General features: G+C 66.5%; 11 protein-coding genes and 2 riboswitches. Of the genes, 4 read left to right on the forward strand and 7 right to left on the reverse strand.

Going from position 1 to position 14,049, the window contains the following annotated elements; genetic code table 11:
• Position 1: 1 nt before the first annotated feature.
• From nadC to ACSAGD_RS04785, 4 genes are read right to left on the reverse strand one after another with little or no spacing between them, the layout of a single operon-like run.
• Positions 2 to 859 carry a carboxylating nicotinate-nucleotide diphosphorylase gene (gene nadC / locus ACSAGD_RS04770; RefSeq protein ID WP_437584586.1) on the reverse strand — a complete coding sequence of 286 codons (858 nt, stop codon included), beginning with the start codon at positions 857 to 859 and terminating at the stop codon, positions 2 to 4.
• Positions 853 to 2,361 (reverse strand): L-aspartate oxidase, encoded by a 1,509-nt coding sequence (gene nadB / locus ACSAGD_RS04775; RefSeq protein WP_437584587.1) that lies wholly within the window; start codon positions 2,359 to 2,361, stop codon positions 853 to 855. The genes nadC and nadB overlap by 7 nt, the downstream gene beginning before the upstream one ends.
• 2 nt (positions 2,362 to 2,363) lie before the next feature.
• A complete protein-coding gene (gene nadA / locus ACSAGD_RS04780; RefSeq protein WP_437584588.1) occupies positions 2,364 to 3,644 on the reverse strand; it encodes a quinolinate synthase NadA in 1,281 nt (426 codons plus the stop codon).
• Positions 3,645 to 3,669: 25 nt separating this feature from the next.
• Positions 3,670 to 4,347 carry an NUDIX hydrolase gene (locus tag ACSAGD_RS04785; RefSeq protein WP_437584589.1) on the reverse strand — a complete coding sequence of 226 codons (678 nt, stop codon included), beginning with the start codon at positions 4,345 to 4,347 and terminating at the stop codon, positions 3,670 to 3,672.
• A gap of 174 nt (positions 4,348 to 4,521) precedes the next feature.
• Positions 4,522 to 4,609, forward strand: a riboswitch (glycine riboswitch).
• A riboswitch (glycine riboswitch) is annotated at positions 4,610 to 4,700 on the forward strand.
• 44 nt (positions 4,701 to 4,744) lie between these two features.
• Here ACSAGD_RS04785 and gcvT point away from each other — a divergent pair.
• From gcvT to gcvP, 3 genes are read left to right on the forward strand one after another with little or no spacing between them, the layout of a single operon-like run.
• Positions 4,745 to 5,878, forward strand: coding sequence for a glycine cleavage system aminomethyltransferase GcvT (gene gcvT, locus ACSAGD_RS04790; RefSeq protein ID WP_437584590.1), 1,134 nt, complete (start codon positions 4,745 to 4,747; stop codon positions 5,876 to 5,878).
• A 5-nt stretch (positions 5,879 to 5,883) separates the two neighbouring features.
• Positions 5,884 to 6,258, forward strand: coding sequence for a glycine cleavage system protein GcvH (gene gcvH, locus ACSAGD_RS04795; protein WP_437584591.1), 375 nt, complete (start codon positions 5,884 to 5,886; stop codon positions 6,256 to 6,258).
• Entirely contained in the window at positions 6,177 to 9,182 is a 3,006-nt protein-coding gene (gene gcvP, locus ACSAGD_RS04800) for an aminomethyl-transferring glycine dehydrogenase (protein WP_437584592.1), read from the forward strand. Before gcvH ends, gcvP begins: the two co-directional genes overlap by 82 nt.
• An 81-nt stretch (positions 9,183 to 9,263) precedes the next feature.
• On the opposite strand, the gene ACSAGD_RS04805 is transcribed toward gcvP, so the two are convergent.
• The 3 genes from ACSAGD_RS04805 to ACSAGD_RS04815 form a co-directional block, all read right to left on the reverse strand.
• A complete protein-coding gene (locus tag ACSAGD_RS04805) occupies positions 9,264 to 10,874 on the reverse strand; it encodes a solute symporter family protein (RefSeq protein WP_437584594.1) in 1,611 nt (536 codons plus the stop codon).
• Complete coding sequence (locus tag ACSAGD_RS04810) at positions 10,871 to 11,239, reverse strand: DUF485 domain-containing protein (RefSeq protein WP_437584595.1); 369 nt, start codon at positions 11,237 to 11,239, stop codon at positions 10,871 to 10,873. The genes ACSAGD_RS04805 and ACSAGD_RS04810 overlap by 4 nt, the downstream gene beginning before the upstream one ends.
• 98 nt (positions 11,240 to 11,337) lie before the next feature.
• Positions 11,338 to 12,123 carry a CPBP family intramembrane glutamic endopeptidase gene (locus tag ACSAGD_RS04815; RefSeq protein ID WP_437584596.1) on the reverse strand — a complete coding sequence of 262 codons (786 nt, stop codon included), beginning with the start codon at positions 12,121 to 12,123 and terminating at the stop codon, positions 11,338 to 11,340.
• Positions 12,124 to 12,185: 62 nt separating this feature from the next.
• On the opposite strand from ACSAGD_RS04815, the gene ACSAGD_RS04820 reads away from it, so the two are divergent.
• Positions 12,186 to 13,973, forward strand: a complete 1,788-nt coding sequence (locus ACSAGD_RS04820; protein WP_437584597.1) for an ABC transporter family substrate-binding protein — start codon at positions 12,186 to 12,188, stop codon at positions 13,971 to 13,973.
• Positions 13,974 to 14,049 lie beyond the last annotated feature (76 nt).

A 14,049-nucleotide genomic window follows, 5' to 3' on the forward strand; every position in this document is an offset into this window, starting at 1 on the left:
GTCAGGCCCCCTCGATCACGACGTCGAGCCCGAGATCCAGCGCGCGGACGCTGTGGGTCAGCGCGCCCGATGAGATCACGTCGACCCCGGTCTCAGCGATCGCGCGCACGGTGTCGAGTGTGACGTTTCCGCTCGCCTCCACGATGGCTCGGTCGGCCACGATCGCCACGCCCTGACGCAGCTCGTCGAGCGAGAAGTTGTCGAGCATGATGACATCGACGCCGCCCGCGAGCACGGGCTCGATCTGGTCGAGCCGATCGACCTCGACCTCGATCGTGGTCGTGTGGCTGAGGCGGCCACGTGCCTGCGCTATCGCGTCGGTCACGGAGACACCGGCAGCCGTCAGAACGGCGAGGTGATTGTCCTTCGCCATGACGGCATCCGAGAGGCTGAACCGATGATTGCGACCGCCGCCCGAGCGTACGGCATGGCGTTCGAGTGCGCGGAGTCCCGGCGTCGTCTTGCGCGTGTCGGCGATGTGCGTGGCCGTGCCGGCGACGGCATCCACGAATGCACGCGTGAGCGTGGCGATTCCCGACATGCGCTGACAGAAGTTGAGGCCGATGCGCTCCGCGCGCAGCAGCGCTCGCGCCGGCCCCGTCACGGTCGCGAGGACCGACCCCGCCTCGAATCGTGCGCCGTCATCGACGTGCAGAGTCGTCGCCGTTGCCACATTCGTCAGTCGAAACGCAGCGGCGAAGACGTCGCCACCGGAGAAGACCCCCGGCTCACGAGCGCTGAGCGTGGCCGTGGCTGTCGCGTCCGCGGGAAGGAAAGCCTCGCTGGTGATGTCGCCCCACGGGGCATCCTCATCGAGCGCCATCTGGACGACGCGATCGATCTGTGCCTGGCTCAGCATGCGAGAGCCTCCTCATCGGATTCGGTGGTGGACGCGGAGCGCGCGTACGCGTCATCCGCGTGCGGATAGTCGAGTCGGGTGTGCGCGCCTCGGCTCTCGCGGCGGGCGAGCGCCTGCCGCGCAATGACGCGGGCGAGAAGCAGCAGATTGCGGTTCTCGAGCGCATCGCGCCCGGAAGCGACGCCACGGGGGCCGCGCTCCCAGCGCTCGATCTCGTCGAACGCTGCGGTGAGAGTGCGCTCGCTTCGTTCGAGGCCGAGGGATGCCCACGCGCAGCGCTGCAGCTCGTCGCGGGAGAACTCCGGCGCGACGGGGAGCTCTGGCGGTGAGTTGAGCGAGCGATGCCGCCGGATGCCGCTGCCGGGGAGCGCTTCAGCGACACGTGCGGCGAAGACCGCCCCCTCGAGCAGGGAGTTCGAGGCGAGCCGGTTGGCTCCGTGAACTCCCGTCCGCGCGGTCTCACCCACGGCGAAGAGGCCGTCGATCGTCGTGCGGCCGTCGAGATCGGTCGCGATGCCTCCCATCCAGTAGTGGGCTGCGGGAGAGACAGGCACGGGCTCGCGTGTCCAGTCGAAGCCCGCGTCGCGCACAGACCGCGAGATGGTGGGGAAGCACCGCGTCAGCTGAGGGACTGCGGTCGCGTCGAGCAGGGCGGGGCGCCCGCCCTGGCGCGCCATTGTGCGTGCGAGTGCGAGGGCGACGATGCTTCGGGGCGCAAGCTCGGCGCGGGGGTCGACCTCGGTCATGAAGCGTCGCCCCGACTCGTCGAGCAGAACGGCGCCAGCGCCGCGCAGGGCCTCCGAGATGAGGAAGCCCGTGGTCGCGAGTGTGGTCGGGTGGAACTGGTAGAACTCTGCATCCGAGACGACTGCTCCCGCGCGGAGAGCCGCGGCGACACCGTCACCGGTGGCTCCGGGCGGATTCGTCGTGTGCGGGTAGAGGTGACCAGCGCCGCCGGTCGCGAGCACGACGGCGTCAGCCGCCTGCCTGATGAGACCGTCCGCGGTGAGCAGGTCGGCGCCCACGACGGAACGGTCGACGACGAGATCGACGAGCATCGCGGACTCGACGACGTGGATGCCACGCTCGCGCACACGTTCCGTGAGGGCCGCGATGATCGCCGCTCCGGTCGCGTCGCCCCCAGCGTGGAGAACGCGGGACGCCGAGTGGGCCGCCTCCAGGCCACGTGACCAGGAGCCTCCTTCTCGGTCGAAGTCGACGCCGAGCGACACAAGGTCGTCGATCGCGCCTGGCCCTCCGTCACAGAGCACGCGCACAGCGTCCTCGGCGCACAGTTCGTCGCCTGCGCGGATCGTGTCGATCATGTGCGAGGTCGTGCTGTCGTCGGGAGTGAGCGCTGCCGCGATGCCGCCCTGCGCTCGGCGCGTGCTTCCGTCGCCGAGGGCACCCTTCGTGACGATCGTCACCTCGTGTTTCGAGGCAGCCTGCAGCGCTGTCATCAGCCCAGCGATTCCGGAGCCGACGATGAGAATCCGGCTCACGCTCAGCTCTTCGGCTTCGCGGCGAGCATGCGCTCGAGGGCGACGCGTGCAGGGTCGGCGACGTCTGAGGAGACGGCGATGCGGTTCACGACCGCTCCCGCGACCAGCTCCTCGAGCACCCAGGCGATGTACCCGGGGTGGATGCGGTACATCGTGGAGCACGGGCAGACCACCGGATCGAGACAGAAGATCGTGTGCTGTGGATACTCCGCTGCGAGCCGCTGAACCAGGTTGATCTCGGTGCCGATCGCGAAGGACGACCCGTCAGGGGCCGCGGCGATGGCCTTGGTGATGTAGTCCGTCGAGCCGTACTCATCCGCGGCATCCACCACCTCCATCGGGCACTCGGGGTGCACGATCACGCGAATGTCCTCATACTCGCGCCGGGCCTTCGCGATCTGCTCCACCGTGAAGCGCTTGTGCACGGAGCAGAAGCCTTGCCACAGGATGACCTCGGCGTCGTTCAGGGTCTTTTCGCTGTTTCCGCCCATGGGACGCGCCGGGTTCCACAGCGGCATCCGTTCGAGTGAGATGCCCATGTGCTTGGCCGTGTTGCGGCCGAGGTGCTGATCGGGGAAGAACAGCACCCGCTGCCCGCGTTCAAACGCCCACTCGAGCACGCGCTCCGCGTTGGACGAGGTGCAGACGATTCCTCCGTTGCGACCGCAGAAGCCCTTGATCGCGGCAGACGAGTTCATGTACGTGACAGGGATGACAGGCACGCGGCCGTCGGCGTCCGGCTCGGTGCCGTACACCTCGCTCAGCTGCTCCCAGCACTCCTCGACCTGGTCGATGTTCGCCATATCGGCCATCGAGCATCCCGCGGCGAGGTTCGGCAGGATGACGCGCTGAGTCGGTCCGGAGAGGAGGTCGGCAGTTTCCGCCATGAAGTGGACGCCGCAGAAGACGATCGCCTCGGCGTCGGTGTGTCGCTTGGCCGCGCTGGCGAGGCTGAACGAGTCTCCGACGTAGTCGGCGTACTGGACGACCTCATCACGTTGGTAGAAGTGCCCGAGAATCACGACGCGGTCACCCAGGGTCTCCTTCGCGGCGCGGATGCGGCGATCGAGCTCCTCCGAGGAGGCTTCGCGGTACTCCGTGGGCAGCTCTCCCTGGCGCGGCGCGTCGTCGGGGATGACATCGCTCTCCGATGCGCCGGGGCCGTAGCCGGGGGAGACGTCGACGTCCCAGGGTGCTGTCAGCAGGTCGGTGCTGCAGATCGTGTCGGTTGTGTCCTTGGTGATGTCGCGGATTGTGAGGTCGACGGATGCCGTCGGGGTCATGGGGTGTCCTTCGGGTGTCGGTGCGTCAGCGACCGGTGAGGGGGCCGTTGTCTGCGAGTTCGATGGAATGGTTGTGTCGATAGAGGCGTGCGGGGCGATGTCGACCGCCGGTGCGAAACTCGTCTGTCGGCACGACCTCGCCCGTCGATTCGACCTGTCGGCGAAAATTCGCGGGGTCAAGGCGGCGCTCAAGTACAGCCTCGTGAACTTCGCGCAGGTCTGAGAGCGTGAACGTCTCGCCGAGCAACGCGGTCGCGATGCGCGAGTACTCCATCTTGTTGCGGAGCCTCCAGAGCGCGTACTCGACGATCTGGCTGTGATCGAACGCCAGCTCGGGCAGGCTGTCGGCCAGGAACCAGCGAACGTTCTCGGTCTCGACGCCCTCGCTCGCCACATCGGGTCGAACAAGTGCCCAGTAGACGATCGACACGGTGCGGTCCTCTGAGCGATCCGGCCGCCCGAAGGCATACAGCTGCTCGAGGTAGCGCGGCGTCAGATGTGTCGTCTCGTGGAGGTTGCGGCGGGCGGAAGCCGCGAGGTCCTCGGTGGTGCCGAGGGGGCCGCCCGGGAGCGCCCAGAGTCCCTTGTGGGGTGAACGGACCCGGCGCACGAGCGGAAGCCAGAGCACGGGATGCCGCGTCTCGGGGTGCGGCCGGAGGGCGAAGATCACCGTCGAGACGGCGAGCGTGATCGATGATGGCATCGCACCTCCAGTTAAAGTCAAACTAACCTTTACTCCTGAAAAACCATCTTAGTGTCAGAGCGACCCGAAGTAAACGCGAGACTTCCTGTGTGACATTCCCGTGTCGAGGGGGCAGAGCCTTCGTGAATGCGGCGCCGCCAGGTATGCTGAGCGTGCAACCGAATATCGGGCCGCACGCGCGATGCGGGAGAGCTCGGAACCCCGAGCACCGAAGGAGCAAGCCTCCCCGCCAATCTCTCAGGTCCCATACCGCATCGATCTGGCCACTCTGAAAAGCGGAGCCACGGCTCCCGCCCATGGTGAAAGTCGCGCATGCGCGGCGAAGCTCTCAGGCCTACGACAGAGGGGGAGTTCCCACACCATCGCACGCTGTGCGCACGGCGACATTGGAGAACTCGTGCCTGATCAAGACAAGAACACCCCGACCGCGGATCGGCTGCGCCGCAGTCCGCTTCACGCCGTCCACTCCGATCTCGGTGCCACCTTCACCGATTTCGCCGGGTGGGAGATGCCGGTGCGCTATTCGAGCGACCTCGCTGAGCACAAGGCTGTGCGCGAGGCGGCCGGAATCTTCGATATCTCGCACATGGCCGAGTTCACCGTCACTGGCACGGACGCCGGAGCGTTTCTCGATTACGCTCTCGCCGGTCGGCTCTCGGCGCTCGCCGTCGGTCGGGCGAAGTACTCGCTCCTGCTCACCGAGCAGGGCGGAGTCATCGACGACGTGATCGTGTACCGCCTCGAGGACGCCGAGTACCTCATCATCTCCAACGCGGGCAACAGGGATGCCGTGGCGACGGCGTTCGCCGAGCGGGCGACCGACTTCGAAGCGACCGTCACCGACGTGAGCGACAACTACGGCCTCATCGCCGTCCAGGGCCCGCGCGCCGAGGAGATCCTCGCCGCGACCGACGGAATAGACGATCTCAGCGCACCCTGGAGCGAACAGAAGTACTTCGCGTGGGCGACTGCGACCTGGAAGGGCTCGCGGCTGCTGCTCGCGCGCACCGGCTACACGGGCGAAGACGGCTTCGAGCTGCTCGTTCCCGCAAAGGATGCCGTGGCGCTCTGGTCCGCCGTCACCGTGGCGGGCGAGCCTCACGGCATCGTCCCCGCCGGCCTCGCTGCGCGTGACTCTCTGCGCCTCGAAGCCGGAATGCCGCTCTACGGGCACGAGCTGACCCGCGACACGAAGCCCGCGCAGGCCGGGCTCGGCCGTGTCGTCGTCACCGCGAAGGAGAACTTCGTGGGCAAGGGCGCCGTCGACCCCGAGGAGGGGGCCCGCGTGCTCGTCGGCCTCGTCGCCGAGGGGCGTCGCGCCGGTCGCGCCGGTTACGCCGTTCTCGCGGGCGATGCCGAGGTCGGCACGGTGACCAGTGGCATCCTCTCGCCTACGCTTGGGCACCCGATCGCGATGGCCTTCGTAGACCCGTCGCAGGCGGAGCCCGGAACCGAACTCGACATCGAGGTGCGCGGCAAGCGCATCGCAACCACAGTGACCACCCTGCCTTTCTACTCACGGAAGAAGTGAACGACATGACCGACACCAGCGCACTGTCCTATACCGAAGAGCACGAGTGGCTCCGCATCGACGGCTCCTCCGTGACCGTCGGCATCACCGAGTTCGCCGCGGATAAGCTCGGCGACGTCGTCTTCGTCGAACTCCCCGCGGTGGGCGACGAGGTCGAGGCCGGCACCGTCGTCGGCGAGATCGAGTCGACGAAGTCCGTCGGCGAGCTTTACGCACCCGTCACGGGAACGGTCACCGCCGTGAACGACGCGGTGGTCGATGACCCGTCGCTCGTGAACTCCAGCCCGTTCGACGAGGGGTGGATGCTGACGATCGAGGCCCCCGAGCTGCCCGAAGGCCTGCTCGACGAAGCCGCATACACGAAGCTGGTGAGCGAGTGACGGGCGTCTTCGGCGACGTGTTCGCCGACCGACACATCGGCATCGACGAGACCGCGCGTCAGCGCATGCTCTCGACGCTCGGCTTCGAGTCGATCGACGATCTCGTCAGCTCGGCCATTCCGCCGCGAATCCGTGTCGATGAGAGCCTCGAGAGCCTCCTCCCTGAGGCCGCGAGCGAGCGCGAGGCACTCGCCGAGCTGCGCGCGCTCGCCGGGCGAAACACAGTGCGTACGTCGCTCATCGGTCAGGGGTACTACGGAACGGTCACGCCCGCGGTGATCACGCGCAACGTGCTCGAGAACCCCTCGTGGTACACCGCGTATACGCCGTACCAGCCCGAGATCTCGCAGGGCCGCCTCGAGGCGCTCATCAACTTCCAGACCATGGTGACCGACCTCACGGGGCTCGACGCGGCAAACGCGTCGATGCTCGATGAGGGCACGTCTGTGGTCGAAGGGATGCTTCTGGCGCGCCGCGCGTCGAAGGCGAAGTCCAACGTCTTCGTCGCGGACGCCGACGCATTCCCGCAGACCCTCGCGCTGCTCGAGGCGCGCGCCGAGGCGGTCGGAATCGAACTCGTGGTGGCCGATCTGCGCGGCGGTGCGGAACTGCCCGAGCACTTCGGTCTGTTCGTCCAGTACCCGGGCGCCTCGGGGGAGATCTGGAACCCGGCCGAACTCATCGAGAAGACCCACGAGCAGAAGGGCATCGCGGTCGTCGCCGCGGACCTGCTCGCTCTCGCTCTCATCGCCTCGCCCGGGGAACTCGGCGCGGATGTCGCCGTGGGAACCACCCAGCGTTTCGGCGTGCCGATGGGCTTCGGCGGTCCGCACGCCGGCTACATGGCCGTGCGCAAGGGCCTCGAGCGTCAGCTGCCGGGTCGCCTCGTCGGGGTGAGCAAGGATGCCGCGGGCCAGCCCGCGTACCGCCTCAGCCTACAGACCCGCGAGCAGCACATCCGCCGTGAGAAGGCCACCTCGAACATCTGCACCGCGCAGGTTCTTCTCGCCGTCATGGCAGCCATGTACGCGGTGTACCACGGACCGGACGGAATCCGCGCGATCGCGCAGACCGTTCACGCAGCGACGGTGCGAGTCCACAGCGCGCTGCGCGCGCACGGTGTCCGCGTGCAGAACGAGAGCTTCTTCGACACCCTGACGGTGACTGTGGACAACGCGGATGCGGTTCTCGCACGCGCAGCGGAGCGCGACGTGCTCCTCCACCGAGCTGACCGTCAGACCGTGCGTCTGAGCATGGACGAAGTCGCCGCCTCCGACGCTGGCCTTGAGGCGCTGCTGATCGAGGTCTTCGGCGACGAGCACGGAGAGCCTCTCCCGGCTCTCGCGGAGGGGAGCCGCCACACGGCCGGCACGAGCGTCGACGGGCAGCGGGTGAGCGCAGGTTCTCCGGCTCGAGTGATTCCTGTCGAACTCGTGCGTCGCAGCACGTACCTCACGCACCCGGTCTTCAGCTCCTACCGCTCCGAGACGGCGATGATGCGGTACCTGAAGCGTCTCGCGGACCGCGACTACGCGCTCGACCGCGGAATGATCCCGCTCGGCAGCTGCACGATGAAGCTCAACGCGGCCACGGAGATGGAGGCCGTCACCTGGCCGGAGTTCGCCGGGCTGCATCCCTTCGCCCCCGTCGACGACGTGCGAGGCTCCCTCGAGCTCATCGCGCAGCTCGAATCCTGGCTCGCAGATGTCACCGGGTACGACACGGTCTCGCTTCAGCCCAACGCGGGCAGTCAGGGCGAGCTCGCCGGTCTCCTTGCGATCCGCGGCTACCACCGCGCGAACGGAGACGACCAGCGCACGGTGTGCCTCATTCCGTCGAGCGCGCACGGCACAAACGCGGCATCCGCTGTTCTGGCCGGTATGAAGGTTGTCGTGGTCGCGTGCGACGACAACGGCAACGTCGACCTCGCCGACCTGCGCGCTAAAGTCGAGTCGCACGCCGACGCCCTCGCGGCGCTCATGATCACGTATCCGTCGACGCACGGTGTCTACGAGCATGACGTTGTGCAGATCACTCAGGCGGTGCACGACGCCGGAGGCCAGGTGTACATTGACGGCGCGAACCTCAACGCGCTGCTCGGCTACGCGCGCTTCGGCGACTTCGGCGGAGACGTATCGCACCTGAACCTGCACAAGACGTTCTGCATCCCGCATGGCGGTGGAGGGCCTGGCGTCGGCCCCGTGGCCGCGAAGGCGCACCTCGCGCCGTACCTGCCGGGGCACCCGATGGCTCAGACGAATGACCATTCGGGGCTGACGCACGACGGCGGGCCGGTCTCGGCGGCGCCCTTCGGCAGCCCGAGCATTCTGCCGATCACCTGGGCGTACATCCGGATGATGGGTGCGGAAGGCCTGGCGCGTGCGACGCGCGCCGCGGTGCTGAGTGCGAACTACATCGCGCGCCGTCTGCGTGAGCACTTCCCGGTGCTCTACACGGGCGACAACGGGCTCGTCGCACACGAGTGCATCCTTGACCTGCGCCCGCTCACGAAGGAGACCGGCATCACGGTTGACGATGTGGCGAAGCGGCTCATCGACTACGGCTTCCACGCGCCGACCATGTCGTTCCCCGTTCCGGGCACCCTCATGGTGGAGCCCACGGAGAGTGAGGATCTCGACGAGCTCGACCGTTTCATCGACGCGATGATCGGCATCAAGGCGGAAGCGGATGCCGTCGCAGTCGGCGACGCGCCTGCGGACGACAACGTCCTCGTCGGAGCACCGCACACCGCTGAGTCGATCGCCGCGGCCGAGTGGACGCACCCCTACACGCGCGAGCAGGCGGTCTATCCGGTGCGCTCGCTCGTTCGCACGAAGTACTGGCCGCCGGTGCGCCGCATCGACCAGGCCTACGGCGACCGCAACCTCATGTGCGAGTGCCCGCCGATCGAGGCGTTCGAGTAGAAGAGACGCCGACAGAGGGATGCCGGGACCGAAGCGCTGCTTCGAACCCGGCATCCCTCATCTGTGCCGTCTGCGTGCGGGTCAGTGCTCGACCGCGCGCTCGGCGCCGTGACCGGTGAGCGAACGCACCTCCATCTCGGCAGCGATTCGCGGGTCCTCCGCCGTCTTCGACGTGATCGTTCCGATCCAGCCCAGCGCGAAGCCGAGCGGGATGGAGACGATGCCCGGGTTCTGGAGCGGGAAGATCGCGAAGTTCGCGTCGGCGAACACCGACGTCTCCGTTCCCGAGAACACGGGCGAGAGCACGATCAGGAGCAGTGCCGAGCCGAGTCCGCCGTACATGCTCCACAGCGCGCCACGTGTGTTGAAGCGCTTCCAGAACAGCGAGTAGAGGATCGTCGGGAGGTTCGCGCTCGCCGCGATGGCGAAGGCGAGGGCGACGAGGAAGGCGATGTTCTGCCCCTGCACGCCGATTCCGCCGATGATCGAGAGGATGCCGATCACGACGACCGTGATGCGGGCGATCTTGACCTCCTTGCCCTGCGAAGCCTTTCCGCGCTTGATGACGTTCGTGTAGATGTCATGCGCGAACGAGGTCGCCGCGGTGATGGTGAGCCCGGCGACCACGGCGAGGATCGTCGCGAACGCCACCGCCGCGATGATGCCGAGTAGCCACGCTCCGCCGAGCTCGAAGGCGAGCATCGGAGCGGCCGAGTTGACCCCTCCTGGAGCGGCGAGGATGCGGTCGGCGCCGACGAGCGTCACCGCGCCGTAGCCGAGCACGAGCGTGAAGAGGTAGAACAGGCCGATCAGCCAGATCGCCCAGACCACGCTTCGTCGTGCTTCCTTCGCCGTCGGAACGGTGTAGAACCGCATGAGCACGTGGGGGAGCCCCGCGGTTCCGAGCACGAGAGCGAGCGCGAGGGAGACGAAGTCCAGCTTGGACGTCTCGGTCGCACCGTACTTCATGCCGGGTTCGAGGATCTCTGGGCCCGCGGCGGCGGCGGCGTTGCCGAGCAGCTCAGACAGGTTGAAGCCATTGAGGGCGAGGACCCAGACCGTCATGAGTGCCGCGCCCGCGATGAGCAGCGCACCCTTGATGATCTGCACCCACGTGGTGCCCTTCATTCCGCCGATCAGCACATAGAGGATCATGAGTGTCCCGACGACCGCGATCACGATCGATTGCCCGGCCTCCTCGTGGATGCCGAGGAGCAGCGAGACCAGGCCTCCGGCGCCCGCCATCTGAGCGAGCAGGTAGAAGAGGCAGACGGCCAGCGTCGACAGCGCGGCGGCCATGCGGACGGGGCGCTGCTTCAGGCGGAAGCTCAGCACGTCGGCCATCGTGAACTTGCCCGTGTTCCGCAGCAGCTCGGCGACCAGCAGCAGGGCGACGAGCCAGGCGACCAGGAACCCGATGGAGTAGAGGAACCCGTCGTAGCCGTTGACCGCGATGGCGCCGCAGATGCCGAGGAAGGATGCCGCAGAGAGGTAGTCGCCGGCGATGGCGGTGCCGTTCTGCCCGCCGGAGAACGATCGTCCACCGGCGTAGTAGTCTGCGGCGGTCTTGTTGTTGCGGCTCGCACGGAGGACGACGATCAGCGTGACGGCGACGAACGCCGCAAAGATGCCGATATTGAGCAGCGGCTCGCCGACGGTCTCGATCTCGGCGGCCTGGATGATGGGGCTCATCGATCAGCCTCCGTGCTTCCGACGGTCTCACGCGTCTCGAGTTCTTCACGGATCGACGTGGCCAGGGGGTCGAGCTTGCGGTTCGCGTAGCTCACGTACCACATGGTGATGCCGAAGGTCGTGACGAACTGGCCGAGCCCCAGGATGACACCGAGGTTGATGTTTCCGATGACCGGGGTCGACATGAAGTCGTGCGCGTAGTCCGCCAACAGCACGTAGGCGAAATACCAGACGAGGAATGCGACGGCGAGTGGAAAGGCGAAGCTGCGGTGCCGTCTCCGCAGCTCTCGGAACTCCGGAGAGTTCTGTGTCTCTCTGTAATCGGGGACCCGCTCATCGCGGGATGGGTCGGTTACTGGAACCATGATCCTCCTTGATCATGTGCACCCTGAGGGCGGCACAACATTGTGTCGTGCTCGCACTCTACTGAAAGTCAGTCGAGCGCAAAAGCGTTATCCACAGGTCAGCCGACGGAGAAGATTTCTGGCCACAGTGAGACCGCCAGCGGATAGCCGACGAATGAGACGACGTCGAGAAGCAGGTGAGCGACGACCAGAGGAGCGACGCGCCCGAAGCGCACATAGAACCACCCGAAGACGATTCCCATGACGGCGTTTCCGATGAACGGGCCGAAACCCTGGTACAGGTGGTAGCTTCCGCGCAGGAGCGCGGCTGCGCCGACGATCGTCCACGTGCGCCATCCGAGCTGTCGCAGCCGGGTGAACAGATACCCGACGACGATGATCTCTTCGAGCAGAGCCGCGCGCAGAGCGGAGAGGATCAGCACGGGCACTGTCCACCAGTGGGCATCGAGGCCGGATGCCTGTACGGCGACGGTGATTCCGAGCATCCGACCGATCGCATAGAGTGCGATTCCAGGGATGCCAATGGCGGCGAACAGCAGTAGGCCGCCGCCGATGTCGCGACCCGGCCGCGTCGCTGTGAGCCCGATGCGCGCGAACGCCGACTGGGCCGGCCGCCACAGCAGATAGATGGCGAGCATGACCGGGACGACTCCGAAGCAGATTCCGAGCACCTGATAGACGAGATCAGCCCACGCCCGTTCGTCCTGCGACGGGTTGAGGCCCGCCGACTGATCCGCGAGCGGCGTCTCCGACAGCATCCTGATGACGATGTCGACGATTGCGTAGACGGCGGATGCTCCGAGCGAGAGCCCCAGAACGATGGCGATCTCCCACCAGAGCCGCGCGCGCTCGTCAGGCGTTCGGGCGAGATCGGGAACAGTCATTCTGGAGCATCCATCCAGGGTCGGGGGATGGCGCCAGTGTAGCGTTTCGCCCAGGAGGTCGAATGCGATTCAGACGGATCCTCGCCGCATCGGCTGCGCTCGCCGCGGCCGCTCTCGTCGGAAGCTCGTGCTCGAGTCCCTCACCGGACGTCGACTCGAGCGTGACGATCGGAACGGGGGAGCGCTTCACGTCGTACAACACGACCACTCCGTCGGGCGCCTCGAGTGGAAACGGCAACGTCACGGCGATGACGCTCTCCGGATTCACCTCGCCCGGCTCCGATCTTGAGACCGTCGACGACGCGTCCTTCGGTGAGATCGAGAAGATCTCTGACGACCCGCTCGTCGTCAGGTACTCGCTCAGCGACCGGGCCACGTGGTCGGACGGAACGCCTGTGGACGCTGCGGACCTGCTCCTCGATTGGGCGGCGAACTCTCGAGCGCTCGATTCCGACGATGTCGACATCGAGGCTTACCGCAGCGCTCTCGAGAAGGACCCGTCCGCTGACCTTCCCGACGGGACGGTCTTCTTCGATTCGGGCGCTCAGAGCTCGATGGGCCTTGGGCTCGCTCGCGACGTTCCGCAGATCAGCGAGGACGGGCGGTCGATGACCGTCACCTACACACGTCCGATCGCCGATTGGAAGATCGCGCTCCCGCCGCCGCTACCCGCTCACGTGGTCGCCGAGCACGCCCTCGGCGTGAGTGACGAGGATGCCGGCAAGACAGCGATCATCGATGCGATCACCGAGGGCGATGACGCATCCCTCAGCTCGATCGCATCGTTCTGGAACACCGGATTCGCGCTGGAGAACGTCGATGATCCGGCATCCGTGATGCTTTCGAGTGGCCCCTACGCCATCGACGCCATCGATCCGGAGAAAGGCGTTACACTCACGTCGAACCCGAAGTACCGCGGCGCCCACACGCCGTCGATCCAGACGGTCCAGCTCGACTACGTTGACTCACCGTCGGATGCCGTGGATGCGCTGTCCTCCGGAGATGTCGACGTCATTTCTCCGCAGGCGACTCCCGACGTCGCTGAGGCGCTCGCAGACGTACACGACGTCTCTGTGCTCACGGGCCTCGTGGCGAGCTTTGAGCACCTCGATCTCCAGATCTCGGGCTCGATCGACGGTGTCTTCGACGATGCTCGAGTTCGCGAGGCCTTTCTGAAGACGATTCCTCGTGAGCAGATCGTCCGCGACCTCGTCTCACCCATCGTCGGGTCGAAGGCTGAGGTGCGCGACTCGTTCGTGTTCACGCCGGGCATGGACGGATACCGAGACGCAGCCGATGCGGCATCCTCGTTTTCTGACGTCGACATCGACGGCGCCGCGAAGCTCCTCGATGAGGCGGGAACGACGAACCCGGAAGTCTGCATTCTCTATGCGTCCGACAACCCGAGGCGCGCGACTGAGTTCTCTCTCATAGCCGAGTCGGCAAAGAAGGCGGGTTTCACCGTCACCGACTGCGGCACCACGAACTGGCGTGAGCTTCTCGGTGCGCCGGGCAAGTATGACGCAGCGCTCTTCGCCTGGGAATCGACGAGTACGGGAGCGGTCGACTCGGCGAGCCGATATATCTCAGGGGCACAAGGCAACTTCAACGGCTATTCGAGCGACCGGGTGGACGATCTCTACGAGCGACTCGCGACGACGGCGGATTCAGACGAGAAGCGGAAGCTACTCTCTCAGGTCGATGAACAGCTGTGGGCAGATGGCTACGGGATGCCGCTCTATCAGTTCCCCTCAATCACCGCGTACGATCCGACCGCGGTCTCCGGCGTTGACCCGATCGTGCTGTCGCCGACGCTGTACTGGAACGTCTGGGAATGGAGAGTGCCGTGATCTGTTCGGATCGTCTCCGTGGAGATGACTCCGCTTCTGCTGACAGTGACCTGGATGCGTCGATGGTGCTCGTGGC

This window comes from Paramicrobacterium salitolerans (assembly GCF_051513965.1).
Lineage (GTDB): Bacteria > Actinomycetota > Actinomycetes > Actinomycetales > Microbacteriaceae > Paramicrobacterium.